Origin of the sequence: Pantoea sp. Acro-807, assembly GCF_011752675.1 — a bacterium.
Lineage (GTDB): Bacteria > Pseudomonadota > Gammaproteobacteria > Enterobacterales > Enterobacteriaceae > Pantoea > Pantoea eucrina.
In genome coordinates this window covers 247,166-260,937 of the sequence record NZ_VWXE01000005.1, presented here as the reverse complement: position 1 = coordinate 260,937, position 13,772 = coordinate 247,166, and the positions used below count along the sequence as shown (strand labels likewise).

Genomic DNA, 13,772 nt, shown 5'->3' with positions numbered 1-13,772 from the left:
GGTATGCGAAGGTGGCGGAATTGGTAGACGCGCTAGCTTCAGGTGTTAGTGTCCTAACGGACGTGAGGGTTCAAGTCCCTCTCTTCGCACCAATAATCACAGAGTTTATATCGCGTGCACTGCGCGAAGGTGGCGGAATTGGTAGACGCGCTAGCTTCAGGTGTTAGTGTTCTTACGGACGTGAGGGTTCAAGTCCCTCTCTTCGCACCATGCGGTGATATAAACAGACAACACGATGCGAAGGTGGCGGAATTGGTAGACGCGCTAGCTTCAGGTGTTAGTGTTCTTACGGACGTGAGGGTTCAAGTCCCTCTCTTCGCACCACTGTTGTCACCTCTCTCCCGTCAGTTAATTCCCTGAATGTTACTCTCCTGCTTATCACGCGCTGCGTGATGTTGCTGTTTCTGCACGCTGCTAACCCAGATGAAAATTCACTGACGCTGCCGTGATGCCGCCCGCCAGCGCGACACAGGATGGCAGCAATATATAGTGGCGCAGCCGCTGGTGAAACAGCATAACCAGCGTCAGCAGAAGCATAACAATCATGATCGCCCGCTACTGCGCATAGCCCGGTTCCCATAACGCAAACAGCGGCATAGCGGTACAGGGCAGCAGAATACCCCAGCCGCTATCCAGGCGCTTACCCATTATCCAGCTCACACCCCACAAGCCGCAGGCAGCCAGCATTGCTGCGATCATCATTACGCCCCTTAATGATAAGAATTACCATTATCATATGACAACCATTCTCATTCTGCAGCGAATTTTTCACCGCATGACAGAAATACTGGAAAATGCTAAATTGCCGCCGATAACACACCTGATAACAACATGAAACGTGCTGACTATCCGCATAGCAGAATTAACGCTGCCGGGTAGCGCTTTGATATTTCAGGGCTGTCACGGGTAATAATAATGAAATTAAACGCTTACGATGAACTGAAACAGAGCAAATATCGGCTTTCGCTGATGCTGTTTTTGTTTCTTAATATCGCCGTTTCACTTTTTTGCCTGCTGCCCTGCCTGAACGTTCAGATACCGATATTTACCCTGCCTGCAGTGCTGGTCGCGGGTTTCAGCACCACGCTGCTGCTGCTTTGTCTGATAATGCCCGGCCTGCGCTTTCCCGTATTAACGCCGGTCGCGCTGCTGCTCGGGCTGCTGTGGGCGTGGCATATTAATCAGAAATATCATCTGATTTCTGCGTTTGATAGCAGCTATTTAATTATCAGCTTACTTAGCGTCTTTTTTATCAGCGCTATCGCGCTGAGCGACTATTTAACGGCATTTTGCCTGCATATTCTGCCGCCGGTGCTGACCGTGCTGCTGCTGGATAACGGACAGCACCTGACCACTATTCTGTTTACTATTACGCTGCCGCTGATTGGATTTTCCCTGCTGCATTTGATGCGCCGGCGTTTTGACCATTTTACCCGGCAGCTGATTGGCCAGCTGTATGAAGAGAAGCAGAGCTTCAGCGCGCTCAGCATGCTCGATCCGCTGACCGGCCTCTATAACCGGCGCGGGCTGCAGAACCGGCTGGAAACCATTCTCGAGAACCATGCCGGCAGCCACTTTATCCTGCTGCTGGATATCGATCACTTTAAAGCCTATAACGACAATTACGGACATGCGATGGGCGACCAGGCGCTGAAGCGCGTATCGGCTGCGATCCGTGACGCCGTCCGCTCGCGCGATGTGGTCACCCGCTATGGTGGCGAAGAGTTTCTGGTACTGCTGACCAATGTCAACGCGTCAATCGCCATGAAGCTCGCCGAGCGCATCCGGCAGTCGGTGCTGGAACTGGAGATCCCCCATCGTTCTAATACCGCGGTATCGACTCACGTCACCGTCAGCGCCGGCATCGCGCCGATGGCTGCGCACGATTTTGAGCGGGCCGTCGCCAACGCTGACCGTGCGCTCTATGTCGCCAAAAACCGCGGGCGCAATACCATTCTGGCCTGGGAGGCGCTGCCGGCACGCCGGCAGGCGATTAGCGAGCCGCACTAAAGTGATAAATACAACGCTATAGCAATCTTATGCTGCTGCTATCTTGCTCACTCAATCAGGAACGATTATCATTTGTTTTTCGTTTCCCGTTATCATTCAGGATTGGCATGGCTACGATTACGCGTCAGGCGCACCGCTTTAGTGAGCAGTCCCCGATCTTCATGCAGCGCGATCGCACGCTGGTACGCGCGCTGCAGGAGCTGATCCGTGAGCAGTGCAGCGACCGTCAGGCGTATGTCAGACTGGGAGAAACCGCACCGGAAGGTGCTTTGACGCTGGCTGAATGGTCGGCACCGGAGCACTTTCAGTCTCTGACGCAGCGCTACGGTGACTATCTTTATCGCAGCCATCCTGATACGCCGCGGGAGGCGAAGCCGCTGCAGTCACTCTGGGCGCAGTGGTACTTCGGCCTGCTGGTGCCCACGCTGATGATGGCGCTGCTGCATGAGCCGCGTGCCCTCAACTGCTCACCTGAATATATCCGCGCTGAGTTTCACGAAAATGGCCATCCCGCCACCTTCTGGCTGGATGTGCAGGAGGATGAGCCCGCGCGATTTCTCTCTGCCCCGCAGCGTATGGCGCGCCTGATCCAGACCTGCCTGCAGCCCGCCGTGGAAGGCATGACGCAGCACGGCGACATCAATGCGCGCCTTATCTGGAACAACATGGGATACCTGATCTACTGGTTCCTGGGTGAACTCCGCGCGCAGCTGCCCGCCGCGCTGATCGACCAGCTGGAAGAGATGCTGTTTTTCACGCCGTCGCTGCCGGACGGCAGCGATAACCCGCTTTACCGCACCATGATTATGCGCCACGGGACAATGGAGCGGCGCAGCTGCTGTCAGCGCTATCGTATTCCTGACGTCGAGCGCTGCGGTAACTGTACACTGAAAGCGCAATAAGCACGCGCGCGCCGTAAATTCTCCTTTTCTCTCGTTTACACTTTTTTCGCCTTGTGGCAGCGTTCAGGTTCAGTTTTTACCGGAGAACAACATGAGCCTGGAGTCGGTACAGCAGTTCTTTGCTGAGCATGCGCCGGATATCGAAATTATTGAAACGCCTGAAAGCACGGCCACCGTGGCGCTGGCGGCACGCGTTCACGGCGTCTCACCGGGGCAGATTGCCAAAACGCTGTCGCTGAAAGTGAAAGAGCAGGTGGTGCTGATTGTTACCCGCGGCGACGCGCGTCTGGATAACCGCAAACTGAAAGCCGCCCTGGGCGCCAAAGCGCGCATGCTGAGCGTGGATGAAGTGGTGAACTGGACCGGCCATCCGGTCGGCGGCGTCTCTCCTTTTGGCCTGGAAAACCCGCTGACCGTGTACTGCGATATCTCTCTGCGCAGCTTTAATGAGGTGCTGCCTGCCGCGGGCTCGGTGCGCAGCGCGGTACGCATCTCACCGCTGAGAATGGCGGAGCTGACCCATGCCACCTGGATCGACGTCTGTGAAGCGCTTTGAGGGCGCGGATATTATCGCGCCGTCGCTGTCACGTTTCAGAGCCGGGTCGGCAAACGGGTAAAAGCCTGTTCAAGCATATCCAGCAGCAGCGCATTATCAACGTGCTGGATGACATGGACCAGCGCCCCGGTTTCTGGCGGGATCCCCACATCAAGTCGCAGCGGTGGACGGTAACGCCAGCTCTTGCCGCGCGTTGCACCGGGACGCAGCTCGATATCCACGTAATAATCGGCGCCTTCCGCCACGCGCTGGTTCAGCAGCCAGGCGACCACCAGCGCATCATGGATCCAGCAGCCTGGCAGCCGCCGGGTCCGCATTGAGTAGTCGATCCAGGGGCCCAGCGTCTCGCGGATAAACTGCGTCAGCGGATGCGGTTGCGCCGTGATGCGCGCGAGATCGTCGCGGGTCAGCAGCGTCTGCGTGGTGGCGTCCATCGGCACCAGGGTAATGGTGGCACCGCTGTGCAGTACCTGATGTGCCGCCTCCGGATCGAGACCAAAATTGGTATCTTTGATGTAGTCATCAAGCGCAAAGACGCCGCCCATGATCACAATCTCCGCTACCGCTTCAGCCATCTGCGGATAACGCTGCAGCGCCTGGGCCACATTCGTCAGCGGCCCGATAGCGACCAGCGTAAACTCTCCCGGGTTATCGCAGATCAGCTGGCCCATCACGCCGGCAGCGTCATTGCCGTCCGCCGCCATCACCGCTGGCTGACGCACGCCCTGCCACAGCGCGGCCAGCGCCGGATCGGCCAGATTATCCAGACGCGCCCGCCACGGCAGCGGATCTTCGCGCAGCGCCTGCAGCGCCCCCTGCACCACCGGAATATTCAGCCCGAGACGTTTCAGCAAATCTTTTGCCACGCGCGCGCCCGTCGCGCTGGGCGTGTTACCGGTGACCGTGGTAATCAGTTCCGGCGACAGCGCGGGTGATGCCAGCGCCAGCGCAATCGCCAGTCCGTCATCGGTATTTGCACCTGCGATGCCATTCCCCGGATCGCAATCAATAATCACTCTTTTCATAATGTTTTATCGTTATTGTATTTAAGGCTGCAGGCAGCCACAGGACTCGCCGGTTTCGATGTAGTGCGGCAGCTCGGCCATCACCCCCTCCTCCGGCTGGTTTTTCAGCATAGCAATAGCGCGCTGCGCCAGCTCAGACAGCGGCTGTCGCACCGTGGTCAGCGAAGGCACATGAAACGCGGCCTGCGTAGTACCGTTAAAACAGACCAGCGCCACATCCTGCGGCACGCGGATCCCCTGTTCGGCAAACGCGCGAATACAGCCAATGGCCTGGCCTTCGTTACTGGCAAACAGCGCACGCGGTACGCGACCGCTGGCGATCATGCGCTGCGCCGCGTCGTAGCCGCCCTGCCGCGAGTAATCCGCCGGGAAAATCAGGCTTTCATCCACGGGCAGCCCCCGCTCCTGCATCGCATCACGCCAGCCCTGAATACGATCCCGGGCGTTAAACATCGCCGGCGGGCCGCTGATCATGCCCACCTGCTGATAACCGTGACTCAGCAGATGCCGGGTGACATCACAGGCCGCCAGCCGCTCGTTCATGCTCAGCACGCTGACGCCGGGGCGCGGGGTAATGCGATCCAGCATCAGCAGCGGCGTTCCGCTCGCCTGCACCACGTCAATATAGGGATGACGATCGACGCTGTTATAAAACAGTCCGTCGATCTGACGGTTAAGCATGCCCTGAATCAGCTCCAGCTCACGCTGACGATCGTCACCGGCATCACCCAGCAGCATGATATGGCCGTGGTTAAGCGACTCCTGCAGCAGGACATGCGCCATGGAAGCAACAAACGGGTTCGCAATGTTCGGCACAATCAGACCAAAAGTTTTGGTGGTGCCGGAGGCCAGCGCGCGCGCTACGGCGTTAGGCCGGTAGCCCGTCTGCTTAATGGCAGCCAGCACCCGCTGACGGGTCGCTTCCGCCACCGGGCGCGGCCCGTTGTTGATCACATAGCTGACCACGGCTACCGAGGTGCCTGCGACGCGGGCGACATCGGTACGGGTAACATTTCCGCCGGGAGATTTTGCCAAATTAGCCTCAATATAAATGCCGCTGGCCGGATTCACCGGCCAGCGTTATGTCAATGGTACTGCCTGCAGCTGCGCGTCAGATGGCATCCTCCGGCAGATTAAGGTCGCGACCGCGCGTTTCCGGTGCGACAAACGTCGTCAGAAATCCGATAGTGGCCATCGCGCTAAAGTAAACGGCGATTGGCCACCAGTGGCCGGTCCATGAGAGCAGCGCTGCCGCGACCAGCGGCGCAGTGCCGCCAGAAAGAATCGACCCCAGCTCTTTTGCCACTGCCATTTTGGTATAGCGATGCTTCACGCCAAACATCTCGACGCCCCAGGCCGCCTGTACACCAAATATCCCCAGCGAAGCGAGCGCCATTCCTGTAACGATGACAGGAATAATAATTGTCGGATCGCGGCTATCCATCAGGCTGAAGGCGGGCCACGCATAGATCATCAGCAGCAGGCAGAAACCACGATAGGTAATGCGGCGACCAAAACGATCGGAGAGCCAGCCCGCAAACGGAATAATCAGGAAGCCCAGCAGCGAGGCGATAAACACCGCCGTGGTCGGTACCGACTTATCCAGCATCAGCACTTTTGCGACATAGCCGACGATAAAGCCCTGAGCCAGATAAGAAGGACCATTTTCACCGATGCGCAGACCCACCATGGTCCAGAACGCCCGCGTACGCTGCCAGACGCTGCGGCTGTCAGTTTCAATGTGCGCCCGCGAGAGCGTCTCGCTGCGCTGCGCCTGCAGTTCAGCCTGCTGACGCTCAAACACCGGCGTTTCGCGCAGATGGCGGCGGATCCACAGCGCCACTACGGCGATCAGGACGCTGCTCAGAAAAGGAATACGCCAGCCCCAGGCCAGCAGACTCTCTTTATCCATCTGGATCACCGCCAGCCAGACCAGAGAGGCGATCAGCGTGCCGCTGTTTGAGCCCAGCGCGATCACGGAAGAGACCAGGCCGCGTCGTTCAACCGGGGCATATTCGCCCAGCATAACGGTGCCGCCAGAGAGCTCCGCCCCCGCTCCCAGTCCCTGCGTAAAACGCAGCAGTACCAGACAGGCAGGTGCCCAGAGTCCGATTGTTGCATAAGACGGGATCAGGCCAATCAGCGTGGTTGAGGCGCCCATCAGGATAATCGTACTGATCATCACGACTTTGCGCCCTTTGCGATCGCCAATCCAGCCAAACAGCAGCGCGCCTATCGGGCGGGCGATAAAGCCGACTGACCAGGTGGCAAAGCTCGAGAGCAGCGCCATAGCGGGTGTCGCTTCCGGAAAAAAGATGTCGCCAAAGATGATACCTGCCGCCAGGCCATACAGCGCAAAGTCGGCATACTCCATTGCCGTACCGAGCCAGCAGGAGAAGGTTGCGCGCCAGAAATCTTTGCGGCCAGCGGGAGTTTGCAGCCGTTCATCAGCTGCGGTGAGGTGGGGTGAGTGCTGTACAGTGGGATGATGTTCCGTCATAACCCTTTCTCTTAGTGAAGTGAAAACAGTAAACGCCCTTCCATGGGTCTGTTCCCTTGCTTAAGCAAGCAGAACGTCCCGGTGACGACGTTCGACAGGCAAATCCTGAAAGATCAGTAAGGAATTCCCTGGTGTTGGAATTCATCTCTCTGCTGCGTTTCGCCGGTGTTTAATTCACCGATCGTATTAGCACAGCAAATGTAACATGGTCATTTCAGGGCCGTAGCCGCGTCTGGCACCGTGAGTTATCACTGGGGAGACAGTCTATCTACGCGCGTAGATAAATCAAGCGGCAAAACGAAAATTAGTTAGATTATTTTGACTATCCTCCCTGATTAATACCAAAAAAATACGAGAATTCAGGTAATTGCATGCGTTTTAATTAAGCAAAAGCGGTATTAAAACGCAGCAACGGGTATCAGTAATTTATCAATAGCTGCGCAGTGCCTGCTGACGCGCCGCCTTTATGCCACCTGCAGATGACAATGAAATGACAGCGGCTGCCTCAGCTCAGCGTAAAATAACTTAACGCCTCACAGCCTGTGCCCGCCTGCGGCGTGGCTATCACCTTTCGCTGCGCCAGATCGATAACGCTTAACGACCCATCGCCTTCGTTGGCGATAAGCAGCGTGCGGTTATCTTCACTGAAACAGCCATCCCCTGGCCGGCACCCTACGCGCAGAGTACCTGAGGGATTAAGCAGATCGTCAAACAGCGTAATCAGTGATTCATCATGCCCAATCGCAACCAGCCGTTCGCCACTGGCACTGAACCGCACAACCTGGCAGGGCTGCTGGTGGCCGGCCAGCGTAATACGCTGCCGGACCCGGTGGCTCTGCCGATCGATCACATAAAGCAGCGGTGCGTCGGCGGCGCTGGCGACCAGATAAGGATGTCTGGGCGAGGCAGCAATACCGGCTATCGGACCAGGCAGCAGAATGTTATCAATGACGCGGCCTTCTGCCTCACATAAATCGATTACTGTGATGCTGGCGTCCTCTTCATTTTCCGTAAACAGCTTGCGTCCGCTGGGGGAGAGCGTCAGCCGGTGCGCGTTATGCGAAGGCAGCGGTATGGTTTTCTCTACGCGATCGGTGTGCGGATCGATGACCGCAACCGCCGCGCTGTTTTCACAGCAGAGATAGACTTTGCCGTCACGCCCCAGCTGTCCGCTGTGCGGCGACTGCAGTGGCGTAAGGTCGATAAAGCCGCTGATCCGGCGCTGACGCAGATCGATAACAGCGACTTTATGCCCGGGATAAGGATTAGCGCCGTGCACGCCGCTGCCATAGAGCGGGACATAGGCTTTTTCCAGTGCGGGCAGCATCAGCAGCTCGTGCGGGCGCGGCGGAAACGCATTCAGCTCCTGCTCAACGGCAAAGCTTTCCGGATGCAGAAACAGCACCCGATTCCCCTGTTTATCAACGGCTATCAGACCGCGGGCAGATGACTGCATAATCACTCCTTAAACAGAATGCCTGACTAAAGCGTAGCTAAGCTGTATGACGAAGGTAAATTTCGCTCTGATACCAGACTAAAATCCAGCAGGGATAAACGTTCATTTCTCACCACAATTTTCACATTCCCGCACTTCAGGCTGCACGCAGAGAACGATCTTAGGATTAATCCTGGCGGGAAAAAATAAACTGTGAAATTCGTCACGCTGTTATTTTGTTAAATTTTTATTGTTAACGGCAGCTTCATTTTCCGCTTTATCTGAAAGAGAAAAAAAGTATTAGCGCAATCGCAAAGAATGTTTTATTAAGCTCATTGTAATACTTTTACACACAGCCCCCGTAAGGAAACATAAGAGCGCCTAAGGCGCCAGCATCAGGGACTCCTTGCCCATAATCACAATAATCAGGTGCATCATGTCAAAAAAACGTCTTCAGCCGGCGCGCGCGCTCTGGCACAACTGGAAAAGAATAGCGTTTACCGGTCAGTCATTACTGCAGAAAAAACAGCATAATGCGCTCTGCGCGCCGGAGTATGATCCCAGCGAAGAGGACAATATCGTGTTACTTTCTGGTGAGAAGACGTTGCCAGATATCCCGAAAAAAGTATGGCTGTACTGGGATACAGAATATTTACCAAAATCGTTACAGGCGAATATTGCTAAAATACGCCGCGATAATCCTGACCACAGCGTTCACCTGTTAAATAAATATTCTGTGAAAGAAGTCCTGCCCGACTTTATATTTACCTCAGCGCAATTAACGGCGCAGCAGAAAAGCGAAGTGATCAGGCTTGAGCTGTTATTACGCTACGGCGGCATCGCTATCGACTGCGCTGCGCTGCTGTTTGAAGATCTGAGCTGGGTACACAGCGCCCATCAGGAACGTCCGATGGATGTGATCGGCTATTATTGTGAGCGCTCAACGCTGAATTATCTCGCGCCTGTTATTGAGAACTGGTTCCTTGCTGCTGCACCAAATAATCCTTTTATTCGCGAATGGCAGAAGCAGTATGCGCCCATCAAGCATCAGGGTGAGCAGAGCTTCTTTAACGAAATGCGCAAGCGTGATGACTTTTCGCTGCTGACGCAGAGAATCGCTGAACCGGCACAGCAGCCGGGCGCGCTGGCGCAGCAGGCGGCCATGCGCGAATACCGCCGCGTTAATCTCTTTCTGCGTAAATGCGAAGCCAGCGCCTTTTACTATCAGCGCCTGAACAACTGGAAAAGCGACGCCTTTACGCATGCCATTCTGTTTCATCAGCGCCCGCATACGCCGCCGCCGGTTATTAAGCTGGATGGCCACGCACAGCTGCATCTCGATTTTAACCTGCGTCTGGGGAACTACAACCGCAGCAGCCTGCTGGGCGCCATGATGCAGCCTGTCGCCCCGCTGAGCGTGGCGCTGCCCTCACCCGTCAATAAAGCGAGCGCGTAGCCAGTGAATAAAGGTCGTCACCGCACGCGGCACCTGTGCCGCGTAAGGGCGCACCACCCAGAGGCGGTCGGCAAAGGCGTCGATTGCCTGCCACGATGAGAGTACCGGCTGCAGCGCGCCGCTTTCCAGCGCTGCGCGGGCGCTGAAATCGGGCAGCATGGCAATGCCTGCCCCCTGCAGCGCGGCGTCCCGAATCGACTCGCTGTTATTGGTGGCGAAATTTCCCTGAATTTTTACCGTCAGCGTTTCGCCGCCCTGATGCGACTGAAAGCGCCACTGCGGCGCATCGGGACCGCGCGGATACCACAGGCAGTTATGCTGAAGCAGCGCGTCCGGCGTCTGCGGCACGCCGTGCTGTGCCAGATATGCGGGCGAAGCCACCAGCAGCGCGCGCGTGGCGCACAGAGGCAGCGCGACGTGCGTTTCCGGCAGCGACTGACTGTGGCGGATAGCGAGATCAAACCCCTCCCCGCCGAGTGACACCAGGCGGTCGGTCACATCCAGCTGCAGGCGCACCTGCGGATATTCCCGCAGAAAGTCACCAATAATCGGCACCAGCTGCTGCCGGGCAAACGCCACCGGCGCGCTGATGCGTACCTGTCCGCGTACCGGCCCCGCTTCATCACGCACGCGATACACGCTTTCCGCTATCCGGGTAAAGGGTTCACGCAGCTCGCCAGCCAGCTGCTCACCGGCTGACGTCAGCCGCACGCTGCGCGTGGTGCGCTGAACCAGAGCAACCCCGGTCAGCGCTTCCAGCTCTTTAATTTTCTGACTCACTGCCGCTTTACTGACATCCAGCCGCTCAGCGGCGCGGGTAAAACTGCCCTGCTCCGCCAGTACCGTCAGCCAGTAAAGATGTGTCCAGAGCGCTTCGGTTTTCATCGACTTACCCGCCATTGTTCAAAATAGTGAACAATCATTTTATCGCAGACGCTTTTTCTTTGCGCGTACAGCGGGCAGCATAGCCTCACTTATGCGACTTTTACGCCACTACTGCGAGGGTTTACCGATGCCACTACTCACTTTTGATCTGATTCAGGGCCGCTCTGAGGCTGAAGTTCGTACACTGCTGGATGCCGCCCATCGCGCCGTCCTGACTGCATTCGGCGTGCCTGAGCGCGACCGCTATCAGATTGTTCACGAAAACAAAGCTTATCAGATGGTTTTCCAGGATACCGGGCTGGGCTTTTCGCGCACGGATAATCTGGTGATGGTGCGGGTTTACACCAGCCCGCGCAGTGAGGCGCAAAAAAGCTGTTTTATGGCAGAGCTGGCGCGCGAGCTGCGTGAAAGCTGCGGCGTGCAGGGCCACGATCTGATGATAAGTTTTATTACCAACAGCAAAGGTGACTGGAGCTTTGCGCACGGTGAAGCGCAGTATCTTACCGGTGCGTTATAAACCACAGTCTGCCTGATACGCTACCGCCGCCGCGCTTATCATCCCGCCTGGCGGCACGATTCCGAATGTACCGCACAAATCCCGCCGGACAGGTTGCAGCCCGGTGACAGCCAATATAGATTGACGCAAAACCCCTGAGAGGGCGCGCGGCCGCTGGCGCTGCGCTATTCATCTATCGTGAGGATTTGCCGTTGGCATTGCTTTCAATCGTGCTGTTTCTGACCGCCATCATCATTTACGCCTCTAAAGCCGGACGTAATACGTTCTGGTTCAGCCTGATGCTGCTGCTGCTGACGCTGTTTATTGTGCTGAATGCAACGCTGTTCGCCAGCAACTATTTTACCGGTGACGGCATCAATGATGCGGTGATCTACACGCTGACCAACAGCCTGACCGGCGCCGGCGTCAGTAAATATGTGGTGCCCGCTATCGGGCTGATTATTGTGCTGTTTCTGCTGTTCTGCTTTCTTTCATGGATTTTGCGCCGCCATAAACGTCCGCATCATCTCGGCTGGAGCCTGCTGGCGGTCGCCTGCGCCGCCGGCTCGGTGCAGACCACGCCGGCGTTTCGTCAGGTTAAAGATCTGATTGCGTCGCACGCGCACGCGGGCGACTCCGATTTCGCCACCTGGTACATCACGCCGCAGAACCGTATTGAACAGCCCGCGCTCAACCTGGTCTATATCTACGGCGAGAGCCTGGAGCGCACCTATTTAAATCAGCAGGCTTTTCCCGACCTGGCGCCGGAGCTGAGCCGCGAGCAGGCGCAGAGCCTGGATTTCAGCAATACCGCGCAGCTGCCCGGCACCGACTATACCATTGCCGGCATGGTCGCCTCACAGTGCGGTATCCCGCTGTTTGCGCCTTTTGACGGTAACGCCTCAGCCGCGCTCTCCAGCTTCTATCCGCAGAGTCTCTGCCTCGGCGATATTCTCAAAAACAGCGGCTATGAGAACTGGTTTATTCAGGGCGCCGATCTGCGCTTTGCCGGCAAAGATACTTTTCTGCTTTCGCACGGCTTCGCCGCATCGAATCTCTATGGCGCGCAGGAGCTGAAAAGCCGCGTGGCCGATCCCGACTACCGCAACAACTGGGGCTTTTACGACGACACCGTGCTGGACGAGGTGTTTGAGAAGTATGCTGAACTGTCGCAGCAGAACAAACGCTTTGCCCTGTTTACCCTGACGGTGGATACCCATCATCCTGATGGCTTTATCTCCCGCAGCTGCCAGCGTAAAAGCTATCAGTATGAGGGCAAAATGAACCAGTCATTCAGCGCCGTCGCCTGTTCACAGGAGCACGTGGCGCGGCTGATTGAGCGTATTAAAGCTTCGCCGTGGTTTAAAAACACCGTCATCGTCGTCAGCTCCGATCATCTGGCGATGAACAATACCGCCCACCCCTATCTGACGAAGCTGCCGCGCCGCGATCTCTTTATGGTCATTCGCGGCGATCGGCCGCAGGCGGAGGTGCGCGATGCGCCACGCAGCACGCTGGATAACGGCGCCACGGTGCTTGAGATCCTCGGCGGTGACAAGGCGCTGGGACTTGGCCGCAGTTCACTCTCTACGCCGTCGCTCTCCACGCAGTTTGACGACATGGCGAAAAAGGTCAGCAGCTGGAAAGCTGATATTGTGCAGCTGTGGAATTTTCCGGCCAGCATGAAAGAGTTCACCATCGACCAGCAGAAGAATACCTTTACCTTCTCCGGCGCCACGTTCCGCCTGCCGATCCTGTTCCGGCTGGGGAATAAGCAGGTTGAACCACTGCCGGAGGGAGAGTATGCCGCGCCGCTGCGCTATCAGCTGGCCGATTTTGCCGCGAACGACAAATTTGTCTGGGCCGACCGCTGCTTCAAAATGGCGCGACTCTGGAAGCCGGAGCTGGCGCTCTCCACCGATCTCTGCCTGGCGATGGGCCAGATGGGTGGCCAGCCCAGCGTGGTGCGTATCGATCAGCCGCTCTGGCACGGCAAAACGCACTTTCCGCCGCTGCGCGTCAGCCCGGAAACCTGGCGGCTCAACCAGCAGCAGATCCGTATTGAGGATAATGACATTCGCTACGATGCCGACAGCTTTGTGCTGAACGTGCCGGGCGCTCCGCACAGCATCCGGCGCTTTAGCGGCATCTCGCGCCCGGAGAGCTGGGGGCGCTGGTCCAATGCCAATCTGGCTCCGGAGGTGAATATTGAGTATGCCGAACCGCTGCCGTCGCGGTTCGATCTGGTGATCACCGCGCGCGCGTTTGGTGCCAATGCGCAGCAGCCGATTCCGGTACGCGTAGGCAGCGAGGAGCAGGTTCTGCGGCTGGACGATAGCTTCTCCACCACCACGCTGCACTTCAGCAATCGCGACGGCAGCCATAATCTGGTGATTGTGCCACCGGCGCCGCAGCTGTCGAATCAGGACAATATTGTGGGTCAGGCGCCGCGCAAGCTCGGCATTGGCATGGCGGAGATCCGCATCGTGCCACGCCCCTGAGAGCGG

At 57.2% G+C, this 13,772-nt stretch carries 11 protein-coding genes, 3 tRNA genes and 1 pseudogene; 9 read left to right on the top strand and 6 right to left on the bottom strand.

Annotated elements, in window-relative coordinates; genetic code table 11:
* The first annotated feature begins 5 nt into the window (after window positions 1-5).
* The 3 genes from F3J39_RS13975 (at window position 6) to F3J39_RS13965 (ending at window position 324) form a co-directional block, all read left to right on the top strand.
* Window positions 6-92: transfer RNA gene (locus F3J39_RS13975), tRNA-Leu, on the top strand.
* A 31-nt stretch (window positions 93-123) separates the two neighbouring features.
* Window positions 124-210 (top strand) — tRNA-Leu (locus F3J39_RS13970).
* 27 nt (window positions 211-237) lie between these two features.
* Window positions 238-324: transfer RNA gene (locus F3J39_RS13965), tRNA-Leu, on the top strand.
* A gap of 90 nt (window positions 325-414) precedes the next feature.
* On the opposite strand, the pseudogene F3J39_RS13960 reads toward F3J39_RS13965, so the two are convergent.
* Window positions 415-699, bottom strand: a pseudogene (locus F3J39_RS13960) (DUF1435 domain-containing protein).
* Between the two features lie 216 nt (window positions 700-915).
* On the opposite strand from F3J39_RS13960, the gene F3J39_RS13955 reads away from it, so the two are divergent.
* From F3J39_RS13955 to F3J39_RS13945, 3 genes are all read left to right on the top strand, one after another.
* Window positions 916-2,010, top strand: a complete 1,095-nt coding sequence (locus F3J39_RS13955; protein ID WP_071669104.1) for a GGDEF domain-containing protein — start codon at window positions 916-918, stop codon at window positions 2,008-2,010.
* A gap of 107 nt (window positions 2,011-2,117) precedes the next feature.
* Window positions 2,118-2,912, top strand: coding sequence for a siderophore-iron reductase FhuF (gene fhuF / locus F3J39_RS13950; protein WP_166714330.1), 795 nt, complete (start codon window positions 2,118-2,120; stop codon window positions 2,910-2,912).
* Window positions 2,913-3,003: 91 nt separating this feature from the next.
* A complete protein-coding gene (locus tag F3J39_RS13945) occupies window positions 3,004-3,468 on the top strand; it encodes a YbaK/EbsC family protein (RefSeq protein ID WP_166714329.1) in 465 nt (154 codons plus the stop codon).
* 35 nt (window positions 3,469-3,503) lie between these two features.
* Here F3J39_RS13945 and F3J39_RS13940 read toward each other — a convergent pair whose 3' ends face one another.
* From F3J39_RS13940 to F3J39_RS13925, 4 genes are all read right to left on the bottom strand, one after another.
* The gene (locus tag F3J39_RS13940) at window positions 3,504-4,493 is read right to left on the bottom strand and encodes a nucleoside hydrolase (RefSeq protein ID WP_071669107.1); all 990 of its coding nucleotides are present in this window, start codon (window positions 4,491-4,493) and stop codon (window positions 3,504-3,506) included.
* Window positions 4,494-4,514: 21 nt separating this feature from the next.
* The gene (locus tag F3J39_RS13935; RefSeq protein ID WP_104085637.1) at window positions 4,515-5,528 is read right to left on the bottom strand and encodes a LacI family DNA-binding transcriptional regulator; all 1,014 of its coding nucleotides are present in this window, start codon (window positions 5,526-5,528) and stop codon (window positions 4,515-4,517) included.
* A gap of 76 nt (window positions 5,529-5,604) precedes the next feature.
* A complete protein-coding gene (locus F3J39_RS13930) occupies window positions 5,605-6,993 on the bottom strand; it encodes an MFS transporter (RefSeq protein WP_166714328.1) in 1,389 nt (462 codons plus the stop codon).
* A 505-nt stretch (window positions 6,994-7,498) separates the two neighbouring features.
* Complete coding sequence (locus F3J39_RS13925) at window positions 7,499-8,449, bottom strand: hypothetical protein (protein WP_094110699.1); 951 nt, start codon at window positions 8,447-8,449, stop codon at window positions 7,499-7,501.
* 415 nt (window positions 8,450-8,864) lie between these two features.
* Between F3J39_RS13925 and F3J39_RS13920 the strand changes: the two genes are divergently transcribed.
* Window positions 8,865-9,884, top strand: a complete 1,020-nt coding sequence (locus tag F3J39_RS13920; protein WP_065650205.1) for a capsular polysaccharide synthesis protein — start codon at window positions 8,865-8,867, stop codon at window positions 9,882-9,884.
* Here the strand turns inward: F3J39_RS13920 and F3J39_RS13915 are convergent.
* Window positions 9,858-10,769, bottom strand: coding sequence for a LysR family transcriptional regulator (locus tag F3J39_RS13915; protein ID WP_145339429.1), 912 nt, complete (start codon window positions 10,767-10,769; stop codon window positions 9,858-9,860). The two genes, F3J39_RS13920 and F3J39_RS13915, sit on opposite strands and share 27 nt — an antisense overlap.
* Before the next feature lie 127 nt (window positions 10,770-10,896).
* Here F3J39_RS13915 and F3J39_RS13910 point away from each other — a divergent pair, with 127 nt between their 5' ends.
* Window positions 10,897-11,286, top strand: a complete 390-nt coding sequence (locus F3J39_RS13910; protein ID WP_071669111.1) for a tautomerase family protein — start codon at window positions 10,897-10,899, stop codon at window positions 11,284-11,286.
* 185 nt (window positions 11,287-11,471) lie between these two features.
* Window positions 11,472-13,766: a phosphatidylglycerol--membrane-oligosaccharide glycerophosphotransferase gene (opgB, locus tag F3J39_RS13905; RefSeq protein ID WP_166714326.1), complete on the top strand. Its 2,295-nt coding sequence runs from the start codon at window positions 11,472-11,474 to the stop codon at window positions 13,764-13,766.
* Window positions 13,767-13,772: the final 6 nt, after the last annotated feature.

What these genes read in the sequence shown, in the direction of transcription:
- fhuF (WP_166714330.1), top strand. Translation starts at nt 2,118, where the DNA reads ATGGCTACGATTACGCGTCAGGCGCACCGCTTTAGTGAGCAGTCCCCG.
- F3J39_RS13920 (WP_065650205.1), top strand. Translation starts at nt 8,865, where the DNA reads ATGTCAAAAAAACGTCTTCAGCCGGCGCGCGCGCTCTGGCACAACTGG.
- F3J39_RS13930 (WP_166714328.1), bottom strand. Translation starts at nt 6,993, where the DNA reads ATGACGGAACATCATCCCACTGTACAGCACTCACCCCACCTCACCGCA.
- F3J39_RS13940 (WP_071669107.1), bottom strand. Translation starts at nt 4,493, where the DNA reads ATGAAAAGAGTGATTATTGATTGCGATCCGGGGAATGGCATCGCAGGT.
- F3J39_RS13955 (WP_071669104.1), top strand. Translation starts at nt 916, where the DNA reads ATGAAATTAAACGCTTACGATGAACTGAAACAGAGCAAATATCGGCTT.
- F3J39_RS13910 (WP_071669111.1), top strand. Translation starts at nt 10,897, where the DNA reads ATGCCACTACTCACTTTTGATCTGATTCAGGGCCGCTCTGAGGCTGAA.
- F3J39_RS13945 (WP_166714329.1), top strand. Translation starts at nt 3,004, where the DNA reads ATGAGCCTGGAGTCGGTACAGCAGTTCTTTGCTGAGCATGCGCCGGAT.
- F3J39_RS13925 (WP_094110699.1), bottom strand. Translation starts at nt 8,449, where the DNA reads ATGCAGTCATCTGCCCGCGGTCTGATAGCCGTTGATAAACAGGGGAAT.
- F3J39_RS13915 (WP_145339429.1), bottom strand. Translation starts at nt 10,769, where the DNA reads ATGAAAACCGAAGCGCTCTGGACACATCTTTACTGGCTGACGGTACTG.